Source organism: Nonomuraea sp. H19, from assembly GCF_052068215.1.
GTDB lineage: Bacteria > Actinomycetota > Actinomycetes > Streptosporangiales > Streptosporangiaceae > Nonomuraea.
Map to the genome: position 1 here is coordinate 40,124 of NZ_JBQHCV010000015.1, position 19,283 is coordinate 59,406.

The window sequence follows — 19,283 nt, forward strand, 5'->3', positions numbered from 1 at the left end:
CGGCCTCCTCCGCACGGCGTACGCCGGCGCCCGGCTCCCTGGGACCCTGGTCCCAGACCGGGTTCGATCGCCCGGGGGAGGAAACCGGAAGATCGCGCACCTAGATTCGGGGCGTGATGGTCGAGGAGAGCCGTGGCGGCCGGCGGTGGTGGCGGGTGCTGCGCAGGGTCGCCGGCTGGTGTGCCGTCCTGGTCGTGCTGGTGGTGGGTGCGGGGTTCGGGTACGAGTCGGTCGCCGGGCGGCGGGACGGGGAACGATTCCCCGCGCCCGGGAGGCTGATACGCGTGGGCGACCAGCGGCTCCACCTGAACTGCGCGGGAACCGGCGGTCCTACCGTCGTGCTGGAGGCGGGGCTGGCCGAGTCGAGTGCGAGCTGGGAGGTGATCCAGCGCCGGCTTTCCGGCGGCCACCGCGTGTGCGCCTACGACCGGGCGGGATACGCCTGGAGCGAGGACGGCCCGGGGCCGCGTACGGCGGCGCAGGCAGCGGCGGAGCTGCGCGGACTCCTCGCCGCGGCCGGCGAGGCCGGGCCGTACGTGCTGGCCGCGCACTCCTACGGCGGCTCCGTCGCGCGGGTCTTCGCCGATCACTGGCCGGATCTGACCGCCGGCCTGGTGCTGATCGACGTCACCGACGAGAACGCTGTTCAGGCCCTTCAGGTGTCCCGGCCGCTGCTCGCCGCGCAGTTCACCGTCAGCGGGCTGCTGGCGCGGGCCGGCGGGCTGCGGCTGTTCGGCGACGCGTTGCTGCCCGCGGACGCCACCGCCGCGGCCCGGACCCAGGCGCTCGTGGTCTATGGCGCCAGGAGCATGGCGGCGGCGAGGGCCGAGGCCTGGGCCGCTGTGGAGAGCGCCGCCCAGGTCCGGGCGACGGTACGGCCGGGAGCATGGGGCGACCGGCCCGTGATCGTCATCGTCCCCGCGCGCCAGCCCGGGGCCGCCGTCGAGCAGGCCAGGCGCCTTGCCGCGCTGTCCGGTCGCGGCCGGCTGCTCATCGCCGCCACCGGTGACCACTACGTGCATCACGCCCAACCCGATCTCGTCATCGACGCCATCCGCGACGTCATCGCCGCAGCCGGGAGGTAGGCCGTTGCCAACGCCCATTCGTATCTGTTAGATATATCTCTCAGATATGGAGGTGTGCGATGGCACGGCGAGATCAGACGGAAATGGCGGTCCTTGGGGCCCTGAGCATGCAGCCGATGACGGCGTACGCGCTGCGGGAGGCCATCCGGGAGGTGCTCGGGCACTTCTGGAGCGAGAGCTTCGGCCAGATCTACCCGACCCTGAACGCCCTCGAAGGGGAGGGACACGTCCAACGCCAGGAAGGACCGCGCGCCGGCTCGTCGATCTTCACGATCACCGGCAGCGGCGCCGCCCGCCTGCGCGACCTGCTGAACGAACCGGTCAAGAGCGTGCCGCCGCGCAACGGCCTCCTGCTGCGCCTGTTCTTCGGCCGGCACCTCGGCGCAGGCAAATGCCGGGAGTTGCTCCAGGATGCCAAGGCGGACGCCGAGCGCCGCCTGAGGGACTACGACGCGCTGGCCCGCACGGTCGCCGAGGAGGACCGGGACTCCCCGGATCTGCCGTACGCGCTGTTGACCGTCTCGGCCGGCCGGCACAGCGCCGAGGCCGCCGTCGCCTGGGCCGACGAGGCCCTCGCCCTCCTCGACACGCTCCCCGAGACCGTCCATGACACGCCCCTCGAGAATGGAGAGCCCCGGTGACCGCGGTAGTCCCCGTCACGAGCCCCTCGCGCCTGCGCGCCCGCGTCAACTTCGCGATCTTCGCGACCGTCGCCGCCGGCGGCGGCTGGCTCTTCGTCGCCCTGGACCGGTCCGCCGGACAGCTCGTCGGCACCGCCGCCACCACCTCGACCAGCGGCAGTACGCCGGGGCAGGGACTGTGGATCCTGGTCCCGGCGCTGACCGCGCTCGCCCTCTACTTCTTCAACAGGGATGGCGCCGGCTCCCTGGGCCTGACGTTACGGTTCGCCGCCCGGGCCCGCTGGTTCGGCTTCGCGGCGGTGATCTTCCCCGTGGCGGTGGTTCTCTGCGCCGGAGCGGCGACGGCCGCCGGCGTCGCGGCGTTCTCGTGGACGCCCGCGACAGGCAAGCCCCCTCTCCTCGAGGCGATCGCCACCGCGGTCGGCTTCCTGCTCGTCAAGAACCTGCTGGAGGAGCTGATCTTCCGCGGGTACGGCACCCGCACCGCCATGGCGCTCGGCCTGCCGGGCGTCGCGCCGCACGTGCTCGTGGGCGTGGTGTGGGCGTCGTGGCACCTCCCGCTGTATCTGGTCTGGATGCACCCGGCGGACTTCCAGACCACCACGAGCCTGCCCTGGTCGTTGTTCCTGCCGGCCTTCTTCGCCGGCATCGTCGCCCTGTCCGTCCTCTACGGCGAGCTGCGCGTACGGACCGGCTCCATCTGGCCGGGAGTGGTGCTCCACACGATCAGCAACGCGCTCTCCACCCCGCTCCTGCTCAACGGCCACCTGCGCATCGAGGGCCACGCGGACGCGCTGCTCGGCATCGCACCGCACTCGCTCGCCTCGATGCTCCTGTTCGGCGGCGCCGGGCTGTACCTGCTGCGGCGCCGTACCCGGTGATCCGATCTCGGCGCTGGCCATAGGGACATCCACGGGTTACGATCCGGAAACACATCCGATGTATGTGGCCCGCAGGAGCCCCCCATGCCGAAAGCCACACCGATTCGCCTGTTAGGCGCACTCCTCCTGTCCCTCAGCCTCCTTCCCGCACCCGCCGCCCAGGCCGAACAGGCCGGACCATCCGGATGGAAGGTCTCCGGGTTCCCCGGCGGGCCGGCGGCGGAGCTCGCGCTCGATCCCCAGGCGGGAACCCTCACCCTCGCCGCCACCCGCCATGGCGCGCCGGTCCTGGAGCCCAGCCCCGTCGGCATCGTCACCGAACGGGCCGACCTGTCCCAAGGGCTGCGCCTCCTGCACCGCCGTGACCGCCTGGTGGCCGAGCACTACACCACCACGGTCGGCAAACGGCTCAAGAGGTCGGCGCTCATGCGCGAGGCGACGTTCGCCTTCCAGAACGCCGCCGGCGCCCGGCTCGACCTGATCGTCAGGGTGGCGCGGGACGGGGTCGCCTACCGGTACCGGCTGCCGGACGGCTACGGCCCCGTCCTGCGCGAGACGTCCGCGTACACGCTCCACCAGGACGCCACCGCCTGGCTGGCCCGGCACCGCCGCGACTACGAGAACCCGTTCGTCCAGTACACCGCGCTGACCGCGCCCGCGGCCGACTTCATGGTGCCCGCCCTGTTCGAGACCGGCGGCGGCCATCTCCTGATCACCGAGTCCGGGCTCGACGGCCGCTACTCCGGGCCGCGGCTGGCGCACGAGGAGGGCACCGGCACGTACCGGCTCCGGCTGTGGGACGAGCAGGTCCAGGTCGACGGCGCGCTGGAGAGCCCGTGGCGGGTGCTGGTCATCGGAGACCTCGCCACCGTCACCGAGTCCACGCTGGTGGACGACCTCGCCCCCGCCTCCAAGGTCCGCGACACCTCCTGGATCGCGCCGGACCAGGTGCTGTGGACCTGGCTCGCCGGCGGCAGGGAGGCCGGGCAGAGCCTGGAGATCCAGAAGGGGTACGTCGACTACGCCGCCGCGCGCGGCTGGCCGTACGTGGCGGTGGACGCCGGGTGGTACTTCCTGAAGGACCAGTGGGACGTCACCGACCCGGACTGGCCGGCCACGAGCTGGATCCCGCAACTCGTCGAGTACGGGCGCGCCAAGAGCGTGGGGATCATCGTCTGGATCCATTTCCGCGACCTCGACACGCCGGAGGAACGCGCCCTGTGGCTGCCCACCCTGAGCCGCTGGGGCGTGCGCGGCGTCAAGATCGACTTCATGGACGCCGAGTCGCAGGAGCGGCTGCGCTGGTACGACGAGATCCTGCCCGCCACCGCCGCCAACCGGCTCCTGGTCAACTTCCACGGCTCGACCATCCCCAAGGGCGTCCACCGCACCTGGCCGCACGTGATGACCATGGAAGGCGTGCACGGCGGCGAGAAGCGCACGCTCACCACCGCCCACCTGACCACCCTGCCCTTCACCAGGAACGTCGTCGGCTCGATGGACTACACGCCGATGGCCTTCCACCGGCCGGCCCGGCCCACCTCCGACGCGCACGAACTGGGCCTGGCGGTGACGTACGAGTCCGGGCTGCAGAACCTGGCCGGCACCGTCGAGTCCTACCAGTCCAGGCCCGAGGCCGAACGGTTCCTGGAGCAGGTCCCCTCCGCCTGGGACGAGACGCGGCTGCTGTCCGGCCGCCCGGGCGACCACGTGGTGCTGGCCCGGCGCAGCGGCGACCGCTGGTTCGTGGGGGCCGGCGTCTCCGGCCCGGCGAGGGGGCTCGACGTCCCGCTGACCATGCTGCACGGCCGGTGGCTGGTCGAGGTCGTCCGCGACGGCGAGACCGGCCTGGTGCGGGAGAGCCAGGTGATCGACGGGCCGCACGGCCGGCTGTCGGTGCCGGTGCCCGGCGAGGGCGGGTACGCGGCGATCGCCTGCCGCTGGCATCCCCGGATCACGACCTGCGACCGATAGACCTCCGACCTCAACTTTCACACACATCCGATGTATAGGTGCACACCTTGATGATGACACGGTTGCTGGCAGGGCCGATCGTCCTGCTTCTCGGCGCCGCGCTGACGGTGGTCCCCGTCGCGCAGGCGCAGGCCGCGGAGCCGTACACGCTGTGGTACGACGAGCCGGCCCCCGACACGAACCAAGGCTGGGAGACGCGGTCGCTGCCGATCGGCAACGGGGCCATGGGCGCCACCGTGTTCGGCGGCGTGCAGGCCGAGCGGCTGCAGTTCAACGACAAGACCCTGTGGACCGGCGGTCCCGGCGTCGCCGACTACAACTTCGGCAACTGGGACGCCCCGCGGCCCGGCGCGCTGGAGGCGATCAGGGAACGGATCTGGAAGGAAGGCGGTATCTCGCCCAATGACGTTCTGGCCGCGCTCGGGCTGAAGTCGGACACACCGCGCCACCGCCGGTTCGGCGCGTACCAGAGCTTCGGCGACCTGCGCCTCGCCTTCCCGGATCTCCCGGCAGATCCCGCCGGCTACCGCAGGGACCTCGACATCGCCCGCGGCGTGGCAGGGGTGTCGTTCACGGCCGGCGGCGTCCGCCACACCCGCGAGTACTTCGCCTCCGCACCGGCGGGCGTGATCGTGGGCAGGGTCGCCGCCGACCGGCCCGGCGGGGTGGCCTTCACCGCGCGGATCGCCGTGCCGGGCAACCGGTCGGCCACGGCCTCCGCGAAGGACGGGCGTCTCACCGTCAAGGGGGCGCTGCACAGCAACGGGATGGCGTACGAGACCCAGCTCCAGGTGCTCAACGAGGGCGGGACCAGGACCGACAACCCGGACGGCAGCGTCACCGTGACCGGCGCGGACGCGGTGGTCCTCATCCTCGGCACGGGCACCGACTACGCCCCCGACTACCCGGCCTACAAGGGCGACGACCCGCACGCCAGGCTCACGGCGCGGATCGACGGAGCCGCCGCCCAGGGGTACACCAGGCTGCTGGCCGCCCACCGGGCCGACCACGCCGCGCTGTTCGACCGGGTGAAGCTGGACCTCGGCGGCGCCCTGCCCGCCGTCCCCACCGACGACCTGCTCGCCCGGTACGGCCAGGACCCGGCCGCCGACCGGGCGCTGGAACAGCTCTTCTACCAGTACGGCCGCTACCTGCTCATCGCCTCGTCCCGCCCCGGGTCGCTGCCCGCCAACCTCCAGGGCGTGTGGAACGTCCTCGACGCCCCACCGTGGCAGTCGGACTACCACGTCAACATCAACCTGCAGATGAACTACTGGCCCGCCGAGATGACCAACCTGGCCGAGCTGGCCCAGCCCCTGCACGCCTACGTCGACGGGCTGCGCGAGCCGGGCCGGGTCACCGCCAAGCAGATGTACGGGGCGCGCGGCTGGGTCGCGCACCACGCCTCGAACATCTTCGGCCACACCGGCGCCTGGGACCACCCGGCCTACTTCTTCCCCGAGTCGGGAGCGTGGCTGTCGCTGCAGCTCTACGACCACTACCGGTTCACCCTGGACAAGCGCTTCCTGAAGCGGACCGCGTACCCGATCATGAAGGAGACCGCGCAGTTCTGGCTCGACTTCCTGCAGAACGACCCCAGAGACGGCAAGCTCGTCGCCATCCCCAGCCGCTCTCCCGAGATCGGCCCGACCACGGCCGGGGCGTCGATGTCGCAGCAGATCCTCTGGCACCTGTTCACCGACCTGCGCGAGGCCGCCGAGCAGGTGGGGGACCGGCGGCAGGTGGACGCGGCCGCCAAGGTGCTGGCCAAGCTGGACCCGGGCCTGCGGATCGGCCGGTGGGGGCAGCTCCAGGAGTGGAAGGAGGACATCGACGACCCGGCGGAGACCCACCGGCACGTCTCCCACCTGTTCTCGGTGCACCCGGGGCGGCAGGTCTCACCCCGTACGACGCCGGAGCTCGCGGCGGCGGCCAAGGTCTCGCTCGAAGCCCGCACCGACGCGGGCACCGGCTGGAGCAAGGCCTGGAAGATCAACTTCTGGGCGCGGCTGCTCGACGGGGACCGCGCGCACAAGCTGCTGCGTGACCAGCTCCAGACCAGCACGCTGGCCAACCTGTGGGACACGCACCCGCCGTTTCAGATCGACGGGAACTTCGGCGCGACCTCCGGCATGACCGAGATGCTGTTGCAGAGCCACCTCGGCGTGCTCGACCTGCTGCCCGCGCTGCCCGGCGCGTGGGCGGACGGGAGGGTGGCGGGCCTGCGCGCCCGCGGCGCTCACACGGTGGACCTCGCCTGGGCGTCGGGGCGGCTGTCGGAGGCGCGGCTGACCTCGGGCGACGGCGGTGTGGTCAAGCTGCGCAACGACGCGTTCCGGGGCGAGGTCCGGGTCACGGCCGACCGCGGCCGGCCGGTGGCGTTCACCGCTGACGGGGACACGGTGACGTTCCGGACGCGGCCCGGCGAGAATTACCGGATCGCGGTGATCACCCGATAGCTCTCCGGTCCTTCCGCGCGCCGCCGATCCTCGGCGAAGTCCGGTCCTTCCGCGCGCGGCCGGTCCTCGGCGAAGTCCGGGACGGCCGCGCACAGGATCGGGCAGCCGGCGTCACTGATCTGCAGGTGTGAGAGCCTGGTGGAAGCCGCTGTTGAGACGGGCGTGCTGGTGCATGTCGTGCCAGCCGTCCGGGTGCAGGGCCTGCCGCCGTGCGGTGCCCTCCGGCAGATAGCCGGCCTTCACTGCGACGCGGCAGGACGCCTGGTTGCGGATGGAGTGCGCCAGCTCGGCGCGGGCCGCTCCGAGCTCCTGGAACGCCCACCGCGTCACCGCCCGCACGGCGTCGGCCGCGACTCCCCGGCCTCGAGCCTCGGGCAGCACCCAGTACGAGAGCTCGACGATGCCTTCGTCGAGGACGATGCGTCGCAGACTGATCTGGCCGCTCGCCCGGTCGTGGAGTTCCACCGCCCAACCGGCCCCGGTCTCCTCCGCCCACCGCCCAGGCCAGTGTTCGATCCACTCCCGGGCCTCCCGCTCGGTCATCGACCGGGCGTGCCACTGCATGATCGCCGGATCGTTGTAGGCCGCGACCACCGCGGGCAGGTCCTCGGCAGCCCAAGGACGCAGAGTCACTTCTCCTTCGCGGAGCACCGGCTGGACGAGACGCGACAACCTGCCGGGCGGCAGCACGGGGGACACGAGACGAGGCACGCTCCAACATTAGGGCGCCGATCACTGAACCACGTCGTTTTATCAGCACAGTGGGGTCTGTCCGACCCGATGGGGGATCGGCAGCGGCATGCCGCTGCCGATCCCCGTGGGACGGCTACCGGTGGGCCGGCAGCGTGACGCGGTATCGGATGATGCCGTGCCCGGTCTCAGCGTTCGATCGCTCGAAGCCGGCCTTCTCCAGGACCCGGATCGAAGGCGGATTGGACGGTTCCACGTGGGCGCAGACCGTATGGACGTCCGGCGCCGTGAGGGCGAACTCGGTCAGGGCGCGCGTGGCTTCCGGAGCGTAGCCGCGACCCCGGCGGGAGGCGACGATGCCGTACCCGATTTCGACGGTGCCGGCGCTGGGCGGCCAGAACAGGCCGATCGAGCCGACCACCAGGCCGCTGTCACGTTCGATGATCTGACGGTGGCCGTATTCGCCGAGCCACGCGGGGTGCTCGCTGAACAGGCCCGCGATGACCTGATCGCCCTCGGCGGGGAAGTCCTCGGCCCAGTGCGCGAGCCGGGTGCCGTTAAGGACGGCGGTGACCTCGCCGGCGGTCCACGACCGCAGGATGAGGCGGTCGGTGTTGAGCTCGGTATCGGCCGGTGAGAAGGAAGAAGACACGTGAGACTCCTGGTCGGTGAGACGACCCGGGCCGCGCTAGGGTCGCGCGGGCCGGACAAGGGCATGCTGATGAGGGCTGCTGGCAGCCATATTCATCAACCTCCCTCGTCGCCTCGTGCTCAGGCGTCTCTCACGCCGCCGCAACGCTAACAAGCTCTGGACCGCCAGGGCAAACCGTTGGAAGGCGGCGCTCCAGCGACGGCCGGATAACGGCTCGCATCGAACATCTCTTCGATTACACTGCTGCCGTGCCGAATCCTCTGGTTCTGAGCCTGGAGTCCGCGCGGCGGCTGGCCGTGACCTGCCAGCACCTGGCCGGCCCGCGCCCCGGCGGCGACGTCGACGGGCTGCGCCAGGTGCTGCGCACGTTGCGGTGCCTGCAGCTCGACCCCGTCAACGCGGTGGCCCGCAGCCACCTGCTGGTGCTCTGGAGCAGGGTCGGCGGCTACGATCCCGCCGACCTGGACACATTGCTGTGGGAGGAGCGCTGGCTGTTCGAATACTGGGCGCACGCGGCGTCCATCGTGCTGGCCGAGGACTATCCGATCCACCAGGTCATGATGCGCGGCTACCCGGGGACCGGATCGGTCTACGGGCGGCGGGTCCGTGACTGGCTGGAGGCGAACGGCGAGCTGCGGCAGCACGTGCTGGACCGGTTACGGGAGTCGGGGCCGCTGGCGCCCGCGGCCTTCGACGACCGCGCGAGCGTGGCCTGGCAGTCGAGCGGGTGGACCAACGGCCGCAACGTCGAGCGGATGCTGGACTTCCTGTGGGTTCAAGGCCAGATCATGGTGGCGGGCAGGCGGGGCCGCACGCGTCACTGGGACCTGGCGGAGCGCTGGCTGGCCGGATGGGCCGGCGCCGCGCCGTTGCCGCGGCGCGAGGCGGTGTCGCAGGCGGCCGAGCATGCGCTGCGCGCGCTCGGCGTGGCCCGCCCCGCCGACATCGAACGCCACTTCACCCGCGACCGGTATCCCGGCCTCGCCCAGATCCTGGACGATCTCGAACGCTCGGGCCGGATCGTGCCCGCCGAGGTCGAAGGCGGCTCCGAGCGCTGGTATGCCCATCGTGACGTGCTCGACCTGCTGGAGCAGCCCTGGCAGCCGCGTACGACGCTGCTGTCGCCGTTCGACAACCTCATCTGCGACAGGGCGCGCACCGAGCGCCTGTGGGGCTTCGCGTTCCGTACGGAGATGTACGTCCCGAAGGACAAGCGGCTCTACGGCCACTACATCATGCCGATCCTGCACGGCGAGCGCCTGGCCGGCAGGCTCGTGCCGCGCCTGGACCGGCGCCGGAAGGTGCTGGAGGTGGAGGGCCTGTTCCCCGAGCCGGACTTCCCGTACGGGGAGGCGTCCGTCCAGGCCGTCGGCGAGGCGATCGCCGAGCTGGCCGCGTTCGCGGGGGCCCGCGAGGTCGGCTACGCCGGCACCGTCGCCGACCCGTGGCGAACGGTGCGCACCTCGTACGTGGCGGGCCGGTCAGCCAGAGCGCGCGCAGTCCGCCGCACGGCCGGATGTGAGTAAGGGGCTACTCATGTGCCCGCGGTGACTCCGGGACAGGATCCGATCACGGGGGGCCGGGAGTGCCCGGCCGCGCCCCGAGATCCGTCCCTTGATGTCCCGGAGGGGTACACATGCTCACACGATCCGGCAGACTCGCGGCGATGACCGCGTCGGGGTGCCTGGCGCTGTCGGTGCTCGGCGCCACGGAGGCCGGTGCCGAGACGGCGCAGTTCGCCCCGGACACCTGCGCCAGCGGGTACGTCTGGCGTGGCGCGCGGCCCAGTGACCACGTCTGCGTGGCCCCGTCGGTACGCGACCGGACGCAGTCGGAGAACGCCTCGGGCGTCTGGCACGCGTGCACGACCGGGTTCGTCTGGCGGGAGGCGTACCCCGGCGACCACCGGTGCGTGGTCCCCGGCTCCCGCACCCAGGCGCGGCGCGACAACGCCAGTGCGGCCCACCGGCTCGCCTGGGTGGTCATGGTCAAGCGCAACCACTCCGGCGCGGGGCCCTCCTGCGACGGCGAAACCTGTTCCACCACCAACGAGGGGCCGTACCAGACCGTCGGCGTGCGCGGCTATTACCTGACGCCGGGCACCTCGGTCACCGTCCAGGTCAGGCGGCCTTCCGACGACCGGGTGCTGTGGCAGACCCGCACCACCGCGCGGTCGGGCGGCAACGGCCCGGCGGGCAGCTACTCGGTCGACACGGGGCGCGTCCTGTGCGGCGGGAGCTCGTTCACGCCGCCGCTCACCGCCTACGTGGTGGTACGCGGCGACGGCGGGCAGTGGTCGCCGCGCGTGCCGATCGCCTGGCGGTCCTGCAACCTGCTGTGATCAGGTGCGCAGGCCGTCGAGCGTCAGCGTGAGCAGCCGTTCGGCGCGGCCGGGGTCGGGGGCCACCTGGGCGATGCCCGCGGTCAGCTCGACGACGTCGGCGAACTCGACGTCGGCCCGTACGCACCCGGCCTGCTGAGCGGGCACCAGCAGGCGCTCGGCGGCGGCGCGTATCGTCGCCCAGCAGTCCACGCCGGCCGCGGAGGTGGTGAGCATCATCCGCGCGCCCAGCCCCCGGTCGGTCATGGCGTGCGCGAGCAGCAGACGTAGCCAGGCGACCAGGGCCTCGCCGGGCGGCATGGCCTCGGCCAGTTCGTCCGCCCGCGCGCACAGTCTGGTCAGCCGCCCCTCGGACACCGCCGCGAGGAGCTCGTCCCGGGTGGGGAAGTGCCGGTAGAGGGTGCCGGGCCCCACCCCGGCCCGCCGCGCGATCTCGTTCAAGGACGCGTCGGGACCCTCCTCGGCGACCACGGCCATGGCCGCCGCCACCAGCAGGTCGCGATTGCGGCGCGCGTCGGCGCGCATCGGCACGGGACACCCCCGGGACGTTGAAACGGAGAGACTCTCCGTATTATAGTCCCCAAGCTATCCGGAGAAGTTCTCCGGATAATGTGAGGGGAAGACCCATGACCAGTACGCACAAGGACGGCGCCCCGAGACTCGGCCGGGTCGGCATCTGGACCTTCGCCTTCGACGGGCGGCCGGCGGGCGAGGTACGCGACGCGGCGGCCGAGATCGAGGAGCTCGGCTACGGCGCCCTCTGGTTCGGCGAGGGGTTCGGGCGCGACTCGGTGAGCCAGTCGTGGCTGCTGCTCTCGGCGACCCGGCGCATCCCGGTGGCGGCGGGCATCGCCAACATCGCCTTTCGCGACCCGATCTCCATGGCGGCCGCCGAGCGGGCGATCAACGAAGGGTACCCGGACCGGTACGTCCTCGGCCTCGGCGGCCACCGGGTCAGCGACACACCGATCCAGATGGACGGCTACGCGATCCCCAGCCGGGGCCGGGCGGTGGCCACGATGGGCGCCTATCTCGACGCGATGGACGCCATCCCGCTGAACTCGCTCGCGCCGCCGCACCCGCCCCGCCGCATGCTGGCCGCACTGGGCCCGAAGATGCTGGACCTGGCGGCCCGGCGCACGCTGGGCGCGCACTCGTACTTCGTGTCCGTGGAGCACACCGCGCAGGCCAGGCAGCTCATGGGGCCGGAAGCGCTGCTGGCGGTGGAGCAGGCGGTCGTGCTGGATGCCGACGTGGCCAGGGCGCGCGAGGTGGCCACGGAACACGTGGACTCCTACCGCAGCGCCGCCCCGCACCAGATCGCCAGCCTGCGCCGGCTCGGCTTCACCGAGGACGAGGTCGCGCACGGCAGCGACAGGATGGTGGACGCGATCGTGGCCTACGGCGGCGCGGACGCGATCGAGAAGCGGGTCCGCGCCCACTTCGACGCGGGCGCTGACCACGTGTGCCTGCAGGTGCTCACCTCGTGCCCGGAGGAGATCCCACTCGCCGAGTGGCGGGAGCTGTCCGCCCTGACGACCCTGTGAGCGCTCACTTCCGGCCGTGGCCTGGCGCCCTGTGAGCGGTCCGTCCAGCCATGGCCTGACGGCCCTGTCAGTGATCAGTCCGGCCGTAGGTGGAGGCCCGGAACAGGAAGGAGGCCCAGGAGCGGTAGGGCCGCCAGGCCACGGCCAGCTTCCGGTAGGCGGCCGGCGGCGCGTCCTCCGGCAGTCCGTACGCCTCGCGCAAGATCGCGAACAGGCGCGGCTCGTCGCCCGGGAACGCGTCCGGCGCGCCCGCGCCGCGGATCAGGATCAGGCCCGCGGAGAACGGCCCCAGGCCGGGCAGGGCGCGTAGCTCGGCCAGGGCCTCCTGCGGGTCGAGCGCGCGCAGGTGCTCGGTGGTGAGCAGGCCGTCGAGCGCCGCCCGCGCGATCCCGCGCAGCCACTCCTCCTTCTGCGCGGGCAGGCCGAGCCCGCCGGCCTCCAGCAGCGTCACGGGCGGGGGGAAGACCGGGTATGCCCGGCCGTCCACGGTGACCGTCGCGCCGTAGCGCTCGGCGATGCGCTGCTTGAGCCGGGAGGCGATGAGCATCGACGAACGCTGCACGATCACCGCCCAGCAGGCCGCCTCCCAGGGGCTCCAGAAGCACACGGGCCGCAGGCCCGGGCTGCGGCCCTGCAGGTCGCCGAGCACCGGGTCGGCCTCGCCGAGCTTGGCGAAGCCGGCGCCGTCCACGTCGAGGGACAGGATCCGCGCCACCTCGTCCCGGATCTTCGGTCCCGCGGCCCGCGTGGTGGCCACGGCCACCCCGCCGGGCGCGGCCGTCACGGTCACGCCGATCGGCAGCCAGTCATGCTCCGCGCAGTAGGCGAAGCGCAGCGCCCGCCCGTCGGAGGGCAGCGCGCTGGTGGCCGGCCAGTCCTCGACGAAACGCAGAGAGGCGCCGAAGTCGAACGGGCCCTCGGCGGTGATCGTGAATCCGTGCGTGGTCATGCGTCGCATGATAGGAGGCCCCACCGACAGCGCCGGCTCGGTGTCGAGCCCGGTGACCTGTGCAGAAGGCAAAGTCAGGACCACACCCCTTGACGAAACCGTGAGAGTCATAAATGATTATCCCTACTTATTAAGTAGAGAAAGGGGAGATCGGTGCGAGCGCTCATCCTGCTCGGGCTCGTCGGTTTCGTGGCCCAGCTCGTGGACGGCAGCCTGGGCATGGCCTACGGCGTCACCTCCAGCACGCTGCTGCTGGCCATCGGCACCAACGCGGCGGCCGCCTCGGCCACCGTGCACCTGGCCGAGATCGGCACCACGCTCGCCTCGGGCATCTCCCACTGGCGCTTCGGCAACGTCGACTGGAAGGTCGTCGCCAAGATCGGCATTCCGGGCGCCGTCGGCGCCTTCGCCGGTGCGACGTTCCTGTCCAGCCTGTCCACCGAGATCGCCGCCCCCGTCATGTCGATCATCCTGCTGACGCTCGGCGCGTACATCCTCGTCCGCTTCACCGCCTTCGGGCTGCCGCGCGGCAACCTGGGCAAGCCGCTGCGCAGACGCTTCCTGGCCCCGCTCGGCCTGCTGGCCGGGTTCGTCGACGCCACCGGCGGTGGCGGCTGGGGCCCGGTCGGCACCCCCGCCATCCTGGCCAGCGGCCGGCTGGCGCCGCGCAAGGTGATCGGCTCCATCGACGCCAGCGAATTCCTCGTCGCGATCGCCGCCAGCATCGGCTTCTTCGTCGGCATCGGCTCGGAGCGCATCGACTTCGCCTGGGTCGCCGTCCTGCTGCTCGGCGGCGTCATCGCCGCGCCGATCGCGGCCTGGCTGGTGCGCCACATCCCCCCGCGCATCCTCGGCTCCGCCGTGGGCGGCATGATCATCCTGACCAACGTGCGCACCGTGCTGCGCAGCGACTGGATCGACGCCTCCGGCGGTGTCCAGACGGTCGTCTACCTCGCCATCGCCGTGATCTGGGCCGCCGCCATCGCGTACTCCGTGCGCGAGTACCGCCGGGACAAGGCCAGCGAGTCGGTCGAGGCGGTCGAGCAGGAGCTGCACAACCGAGCCGGTGAGGAGGAGCAGGCCTCCGCATGAGGCCGCAGGCACCGGACCCGGCCCCCGGGCGGACCCGGTGCCTCCACGCCTATGAGAATCTCCGCCCGCACCCAGTACGCGCTCGGCGCCATGCTCGCCCTGGCCGAGGCGGACGGCCCGGTGCACGCAGAGTGGATCGCCGTCTCCCAGGACATTCCCCGGCGTTTCTGCGACAACATTCTGCTCCAGCTGCGCCGGGCCGGACTCATCCACAGCCGGCGCGGCCCGGACGGCGGCTACTGGCTGGCCCGCCCGGCCGGGGAGATCGCGCTCGCCGACGTCATCCGCATCACCGAAGGCGCCGAGCCGGTCGGCCGGCCCCTCCCGAGGTCGGCCGCGCCGCTGGCCGAGGTCTGGGCCGAGTTACGTGACCGTGAGGACCGCCTGCTGAGCGCGATCACCCTCGCCGACGTCCTCTCGTCCTCCCACTGACCCTGCCCCACAGGAACGCACTGACCTCGCGACCCCGGGGCCGGCCGCCCTCAGGCCGGCTCCGGCGGGTGGGCTTCCCGAGCGCTCAGTACGCCGGCGATCGCCTGTTCCACGCTGGGATGGATGTTGAGTGCCAGCCATACGCCGGTGATCTGCAGCACGCGGGCCGGCACATCATGGACGGCGGCCAGGTGGAGGGTCGTGTCCTGGGCGCGCAGGGTGGCGTTGAGACGTAACAGCACATGGAGGCCCATGCTGTCCATGAACGTCAGCCCGCTCAGGTCGAGCACCACCGGCTCACGAGGCAGGATCCGCTCGTGCAGGAAGGTCTCCAGTCTGGCGGCGTTGGTGGCGTCCACCTCGCCGGTCACGATGATCAGCACGCCGGCGACCAGGCGCTGACTGTCCAGGCTCAAGGGCGACATGGCGACCTCAAAAATGAGACGGATCCCCTTCCCCCGAAACTGTAATCACAGAAGCTAGTTACCGGAAAGACAGTTCCTCATAGGATCTTCCGGAGAAGGATCGGCAACACCGAGCGCGCCGCACAGAGCGTCGTGACCGACTCGCCGGTGCGCGTCCTGACTCAGGAGGCCGAGACCCGGGACCGCTGGGGCACGTCCACGGGGTTGGCCGGGTTGGCGCGGGTCAGGTACTGCGGGACGGGGGCGCGGTCGTTGCCGGTGTCGCGGGTCAGGCCGTAGCGGATGATCCCCTTGGCCCGGTCGGGCCTGGTGGTGATGTCGGCCCACACTTCGCGCCAGGTCTTCGGCGAGACGTTGAGGTCGACGTCGGTGGTGCCCTCGTTGTTGTGGAAGGTGACGGTGCCGTTCAGGTAGTAGAACTCGTTCTGCCACATCTGCTGGTGGCCCCTGGGCAGCTTGACGGGGCCCATCCAGGTGACGCCCGGAGAGCTCTCGTCGTCCAGGCGCCGGCCGCCGCCCGAGGCCACGTGGAACAGCTTGCCCTTCAGTCCCGTCCAGGTCGCGGGCGGGAAGTCGCCGGCCCTGTTGTGGTAGAGGACGCCCCACCTGACCTGGAAGTATCCCTTGCCGGTGAGCGTCACGTAGTCGCCCCGGTGGTTGATCTGCGGGGCGCCGCCGAACCGGGAGTAGTCATGTTTACCGGTGATCTTGATGGTGCCCTCGGGGCGTTCCGGGAGCGCGGCCGGGCGGGCGTTCTCCGGCGGCGCCTGGTCGACGGTGTCCACGGTGGTGCCGTACAGGCGGGGCCGGGGTTTCTTGGTGGTCTTGCGAGGGGACGGCTGGGTGGGAGACGGCCTCGCGGAGGCCGGGGACGAGGCGACGACGGCGGGGATGGCGGCCGGGCGGGGCGGCGGGTCCGGCTGGAGGGTGTACACGGCCACGGCGCTGCCCGTCACCAGCGCCGCCCCCACGGCCGCCACCGCGATGGGCTTGACCACGGCTGAGCCCGCCGCGCCGGCCGCGCCCGCGGCGCCCGCGGCCCCGGTCGCGGCGGCCTGGGTCTTGAGCAGCGAGGTGAGCGCGAATCCCACCGGCACCGCCACCAGGGTCAGGCCCGCCAGCAGCTTGTCGGCGGGCACCAGGTCGGCGTGCGCGTTCGCACAGTGCGGGCACTCCTGTACGTGCCGGGAGATCCGCTTGCGCCAGAGCCCGCTCGGCCTGCCGTCCCATCCTCCGAGCAGCGCCCGCAGCTCGCCGCACGGCGCGGCCAGCGCTCTGACCACGGCTCTGGAGGCCTCCAGTCGCTGCTTCATCCGCTGGACGCGGACGGCGGCGTGCTGCTCGGTCAGGCCGAGCCCGGCCGCGAGCTCGGCCCTGCTGAGCTCGCCCGCCACCTCCAGCCACCACAGCGACAGCACCTCCTGGTCGTCCGGGTCGAGCCAGCGCGTCGCCTCGGCCGTCTCCTTGCGCTGCCCGGACAGGCCGAGCTGCATGATCGTCAGCCCGGTGAAGTCGGCCGCCGGGTCGGCCATGCCCAACGCCTCGTCGAGCAGGGTGAAGGAACCGGCCCTCGCGCGCCGCCACTCGCGTACCTGGTTCATGGTGATGGCGACCAGCCACGACCTGAAGCTCTCCGGGGCCCGCAGTCCCGCCAGTCCTGAGACGGCCCTCGCCATGGTCTCCTGGACCACGTCGTCCACGTCGGGATGGCCGTCGAGCGCCCGGCCCGCGATGTTGTACACCAGCGGCAGGTAGCGCCGGACCAACTCGTCGATCGCCCGGGGGTCGCCGGACCTGGCGGCCAGCACGGTCTCGATCGCGTCGGACGGCTGCGCGTACATCCATCACCTCGATCTCTCGTCCCGCAGTCAGGAGACGGAGGGCCGCGGCAACAGATAACCAGAAATCACCCAAATAACTGAAATCCGTCACGTATCTGACGTCACCTGGGCGGTGCTGACCGCGTTTCTGCTGAGGGAGGTCCGCTCGGGCCGGGATCGGCCGACGTACGGTGCAGTCTGATGCCGAGCACGGAGGAGGCCACCAGGACGGCGCCCGCGATCATCACGATGAGCGAGCCGCCGACTACGCCGCCGGTCCAGTGCCAGATCGCCTCCGGCACGGCCAGGGTGAACCCGACCACTCCTGCCACGAGCAGCACCCACGCCCGTTCCCACCGGTACAGCACCAGACACCCCACGGCCACGGCGAACGTCAGCCCGTACGCCCAGGCCGTGGTCTCGTACCCGATCGCCTGCTGGCCGCCGACCAGGGCGATGGCGGCGCCGAGTCCGAGCCCCAGCCGCCGTTGCGCGATCACGCCGGTCAGCACCAGCGCGGTCCAGAGCACGCCGAGGGCGACGAGGGACACCCCGGCGGCCGGTACGGAGCCGCCGGTGATCTCGTCGGCGAGCGAACCGGTGGCCAGCGCGGCGAAGCCCGCGCACGCCAGCGCCCCGGGTACGGCGGGCGACACGACGTACCCGGCCACGGCCACGATCAGGCCGGCCACGGCCGCCACGGTGAGCCGATGATCGCCGGCGATCTCGCCCGCGGCCAGCGCGGCCGTTCCCGAGGCCAGCGCCAGCGCCACCGAACCGGACCGCGCCCGCACGGTGTTCCCGTGCGCCAGCGCCACCGAACCGGATCGCGCCCGCACGATGTTCCCGTGCGCCTGCGCCACCGAACCGGGCCGCACCCGTCCGGTGTCCCAGTGCGCCGGCAGGGCGGTTCCCCGTGGCCGGATGCCGCGCAGCGCGAGTCCGGCGGCGAGCAGCGCCGCCGTCGTGGCCAGCAGGATCGCGATCTGCGCCGGCCGGGCCAGGTCCGTCCACGACGTCCTCACGAGGGAGGCCGCTCCCGCCAGGAGCAGGCCGCCTCCGACGTACCCGGCCACCTCCGCCCACCGCGCCTGCGCGGGCCGTCGCGCCCCCTCGTCGAGCGCCTCCCGTACGGCCGTGGCCTGCCCGCTGGAGAGCACGCCTTCGCGCACGAGCCGCTGCAGCACTTCGTCGCGGGTCTTGCTCACCTCGTCCCCCTTCACATCCGGCGTCACCAGCCCCCTACCCGGCTGACGGAGCCATGCTGAAACCCGGTCAAAGGTAAAGAATTGCTCCCACAATCCCTTGCCAGACAAGGGATTTCGAGGCGGTTCTCCAAACCCGACTTGCACTCCGCTATGTGTATTTCTTACCTTTGAGGACTCGGGGCGCACCAATGCCGCTTTTTGCCGGCGTGCGTCCTAGATCTGCCGAGACCGTGATCTACCTGCGCAGGCGGCATGCCCGCAGCGTGGACACGGCCGCCGAATCCGCGATGTAAGCGGAACCGGGGACCCATTCCGTTGGGGTGAATCGGAATATCCGTATGGACTTCCGTAGGGCACTTCCACGCCCGAACCCGTCAGCTAACCCGGTAGGCGGCATGGAAGCAAGGAGCAATCCCAGTATGACCAAGAACGTACTTTCCCGTGCCTTCAAGCCGGTGAACATCTCCCGGCTCGCCGCCGGAGCGGCCGGAGCGGCCGTCGCCGCCACGTTCCTCGCCGGAACCCCCGCCTTCGCCGCGGACGGCCAGGGCGACCGTATGCCCGGCGCCCAGACCTCCCCGCAGCGCCCCCGTGACGTCACGGCCGACACCGTGGTGAAGGTCGCCGAGTCCCAGGTGGGCGTGACCGAGAACGCGGCGGGCGGTGGGACGCCGTTCCACAAGTGGTACATGTCCTCGCCTCGCGCGAAGGAGACCGCCGCCCGTGACGGTGGCAGCATCCAGGCGTACGCGAACGCGCCGTGGTGCGCCATGTTCCTCTCCTGGGTCGGCGAGAAGACCGGCGCCCGCCCCACCATGGGCTGGGACGCCTACACCATCACCTGGGCCCAGTGGTTCAAGGGCCAAGGGCATTGGGGCTCCGTGGCCAAGCCGGGCGCCGTCGTCTACTTCTCCTGGGACGACAAGAGCATCGGCAGCATCGACCACGTGGGCCTGGTCAAGAAGGACAACCGCGACGGCACGATCACCACGATCGAGGGCAACACCGGCAACGGCAAGGTGGAAGAGCGGGTCCGCCCCGCGTCCCATGTCGTCGGCTACGGCTACCCGCAGTACAAGGGCTGACG

At 71.7% G+C, this 19,283-nt stretch carries 18 protein-coding genes and 1 riboswitch; of the genes, 11 read left to right on the top strand and 7 right to left on the bottom strand.

Translation table 11 applies throughout. The features are described 5' to 3' along the window. Positions 1-116: 116 nt before the first annotated feature. The 5 genes from ACTMTI_RS30725 (at position 117) to ACTMTI_RS30745 (ending at position 7,040) form a co-directional block, all read left to right on the top strand. Complete coding sequence (locus ACTMTI_RS30725; RefSeq protein ID WP_441124302.1) at positions 117-1,085, top strand: alpha/beta fold hydrolase; 969 nt, start codon at positions 117-119, stop codon at positions 1,083-1,085. A 59-nt stretch (positions 1,086-1,144) separates the two neighbouring features. Then, the gene (locus ACTMTI_RS30730) at positions 1,145-1,726 is read left to right on the top strand and encodes a PadR family transcriptional regulator (RefSeq protein WP_441124095.1); all 582 of its coding nucleotides are present in this window, start codon (positions 1,145-1,147) and stop codon (positions 1,724-1,726) included. Next, a complete protein-coding gene (locus tag ACTMTI_RS30735; protein WP_441124097.1) occupies positions 1,723-2,607 on the top strand; it encodes a CPBP family intramembrane glutamic endopeptidase in 885 nt (294 codons plus the stop codon). Before ACTMTI_RS30730 ends, ACTMTI_RS30735 begins: the two co-directional genes overlap by 4 nt. Before the next feature lie 84 nt (positions 2,608-2,691). Next, a complete protein-coding gene (locus ACTMTI_RS30740) occupies positions 2,692-4,581 on the top strand; it encodes a glycoside hydrolase family 97 catalytic domain-containing protein (protein WP_441124098.1) in 1,890 nt (629 codons plus the stop codon). 50 nt (positions 4,582-4,631) lie between these two features. Further along, complete coding sequence (locus ACTMTI_RS30745) at positions 4,632-7,040, top strand: glycoside hydrolase family 95 protein (protein WP_441124100.1); 2,409 nt, start codon at positions 4,632-4,634, stop codon at positions 7,038-7,040. Between the two features lie 111 nt (positions 7,041-7,151). On the opposite strand, the gene ACTMTI_RS30750 is transcribed toward ACTMTI_RS30745, so the two are convergent. Together ACTMTI_RS30750 and ACTMTI_RS30755 are read right to left on the bottom strand one after the other, a co-directional pair. Continuing rightward, positions 7,152-7,673 (bottom strand): GNAT family N-acetyltransferase, encoded by a 522-nt coding sequence (locus ACTMTI_RS30750; protein WP_441124102.1) that lies wholly within the window; start codon positions 7,671-7,673, stop codon positions 7,152-7,154. A 193-nt stretch (positions 7,674-7,866) separates the two neighbouring features. Further along, entirely contained in the window at positions 7,867-8,382 is a 516-nt protein-coding gene (locus ACTMTI_RS30755; protein WP_441124103.1) for a GNAT family N-acetyltransferase, read from the bottom strand. A gap of 248 nt (positions 8,383-8,630) precedes the next feature. Between ACTMTI_RS30755 and ACTMTI_RS30760 the strand changes: the two genes are divergently transcribed. Next, positions 8,631-9,908 (top strand): winged helix-turn-helix domain-containing protein, encoded by a 1,278-nt coding sequence (locus ACTMTI_RS30760; RefSeq protein ID WP_441124105.1) that lies wholly within the window; start codon positions 8,631-8,633, stop codon positions 9,906-9,908. 110 nt (positions 9,909-10,018) lie between these two features. Beyond that, positions 10,019-10,723 (top strand): hypothetical protein, encoded by a 705-nt coding sequence (locus ACTMTI_RS30765; RefSeq protein WP_441124107.1) that lies wholly within the window; start codon positions 10,019-10,021, stop codon positions 10,721-10,723. Here ACTMTI_RS30765 and ACTMTI_RS30770 read toward each other — a convergent pair whose 3' ends face one another. Further along, positions 10,724-11,248, bottom strand: a complete 525-nt coding sequence (locus ACTMTI_RS30770; RefSeq protein ID WP_441124109.1) for a TetR/AcrR family transcriptional regulator — start codon at positions 11,246-11,248, stop codon at positions 10,724-10,726. It abuts the gene before it with no gap. Between the two features lie 101 nt (positions 11,249-11,349). Between ACTMTI_RS30770 and ACTMTI_RS30775 the strand changes: the two genes are divergently transcribed. Continuing rightward, positions 11,350-12,270: a TIGR03620 family F420-dependent LLM class oxidoreductase gene (locus ACTMTI_RS30775; protein WP_441124111.1), complete on the top strand. Its 921-nt coding sequence runs from the start codon at positions 11,350-11,352 to the stop codon at positions 12,268-12,270. A gap of 67 nt (positions 12,271-12,337) precedes the next feature. On the opposite strand, the gene ACTMTI_RS30780 is transcribed toward ACTMTI_RS30775, so the two are convergent. Further along, a complete protein-coding gene (locus ACTMTI_RS30780; RefSeq protein ID WP_441124112.1) occupies positions 12,338-13,219 on the bottom strand; it encodes a DNA-3-methyladenine glycosylase family protein in 882 nt (293 codons plus the stop codon). 153 nt (positions 13,220-13,372) lie between these two features. Here ACTMTI_RS30780 and ACTMTI_RS30785 point away from each other — a divergent pair, with 153 nt between their 5' ends. Continuing rightward, positions 13,373-14,311: a sulfite exporter TauE/SafE family protein gene (locus ACTMTI_RS30785; RefSeq protein ID WP_441124114.1), complete on the top strand. Its 939-nt coding sequence runs from the start codon at positions 13,373-13,375 to the stop codon at positions 14,309-14,311. A gap of 51 nt (positions 14,312-14,362) precedes the next feature. Further along, positions 14,363-14,743 carry an RrF2 family transcriptional regulator gene (locus tag ACTMTI_RS30790; RefSeq protein WP_441124116.1) on the top strand — a complete coding sequence of 127 codons (381 nt, stop codon included), beginning with the start codon at positions 14,363-14,365 and terminating at the stop codon, positions 14,741-14,743. Between the two features lie 50 nt (positions 14,744-14,793). Here the strand turns inward: ACTMTI_RS30790 and ACTMTI_RS30795 are convergent, their stop codons facing one another. The 3 genes from ACTMTI_RS30795 to ACTMTI_RS30805 all read right to left on the bottom strand — a co-directional run bounded on the left by ACTMTI_RS30795 (position 14,794) and on the right by ACTMTI_RS30805 (position 18,196). Continuing rightward, positions 14,794-15,159, bottom strand: coding sequence for an STAS domain-containing protein (locus ACTMTI_RS30795; protein WP_441124117.1), 366 nt, complete (start codon positions 15,157-15,159; stop codon positions 14,794-14,796). Between the two features lie 170 nt (positions 15,160-15,329). Continuing rightward, the gene (locus ACTMTI_RS30800) at positions 15,330-17,009 is read right to left on the bottom strand and encodes a sigma-70 family RNA polymerase sigma factor (RefSeq protein WP_441124119.1); all 1,680 of its coding nucleotides are present in this window, start codon (positions 17,007-17,009) and stop codon (positions 15,330-15,332) included. A gap of 101 nt (positions 17,010-17,110) precedes the next feature. Continuing rightward, positions 17,111-18,196, bottom strand: coding sequence for a hypothetical protein (locus tag ACTMTI_RS30805; protein ID WP_441124121.1), 1,086 nt, complete (start codon positions 18,194-18,196; stop codon positions 17,111-17,113). A gap of 264 nt (positions 18,197-18,460) precedes the next feature. Continuing rightward, a riboswitch (cyclic di-AMP (ydaO/yuaA leader) is annotated at positions 18,461-18,604 on the top strand. Between the two features lie 11 nt (positions 18,605-18,615). Here ACTMTI_RS30805 and ACTMTI_RS30810 point away from each other — a divergent pair. Then, entirely contained in the window at positions 18,616-19,281 is a 666-nt protein-coding gene (locus tag ACTMTI_RS30810) for a CHAP domain-containing protein (RefSeq protein WP_441124123.1), read from the top strand. Positions 19,282-19,283: the final 2 nt, after the last annotated feature.

Bases quoted from the DNA above. Each gene is read 5' to 3' on its own strand.
- ACTMTI_RS30730 (WP_441124095.1), top strand. From the start codon at position 1,145: ATGGCACGGCGAGATCAGACGGAAATGGCGGTCCTTGGGGCCCTGAGC.
- ACTMTI_RS30780 (WP_441124112.1), bottom strand. From the start codon at position 13,219: ATGACCACGCACGGATTCACGATCACCGCCGAGGGCCCGTTCGACTTC.
- ACTMTI_RS30740 (WP_441124098.1), top strand. From the start codon at position 2,692: ATGCCGAAAGCCACACCGATTCGCCTGTTAGGCGCACTCCTCCTGTCC.
- ACTMTI_RS30790 (WP_441124116.1), top strand. From the start codon at position 14,363: ATGAGAATCTCCGCCCGCACCCAGTACGCGCTCGGCGCCATGCTCGCC.
- ACTMTI_RS30745 (WP_441124100.1), top strand. From the start codon at position 4,632: ATGATGACACGGTTGCTGGCAGGGCCGATCGTCCTGCTTCTCGGCGCC.
- ACTMTI_RS30770 (WP_441124109.1), bottom strand. From the start codon at position 11,248: ATGCGCGCCGACGCGCGCCGCAATCGCGACCTGCTGGTGGCGGCGGCC.
- ACTMTI_RS30765 (WP_441124107.1), top strand. From the start codon at position 10,019: ATGCTCACACGATCCGGCAGACTCGCGGCGATGACCGCGTCGGGGTGC.
- ACTMTI_RS30725 (WP_441124302.1), top strand. From the start codon at position 117: ATGGTCGAGGAGAGCCGTGGCGGCCGGCGGTGGTGGCGGGTGCTGCGC.
- ACTMTI_RS30800 (WP_441124119.1), bottom strand. From the start codon at position 17,009: ATGTACGCGCAGCCGTCCGACGCGATCGAGACCGTGCTGGCCGCCAGG.
- ACTMTI_RS30775 (WP_441124111.1), top strand. From the start codon at position 11,350: ATGACCAGTACGCACAAGGACGGCGCCCCGAGACTCGGCCGGGTCGGC.
- ACTMTI_RS30810 (WP_441124123.1), top strand. From the start codon at position 18,616: ATGACCAAGAACGTACTTTCCCGTGCCTTCAAGCCGGTGAACATCTCC.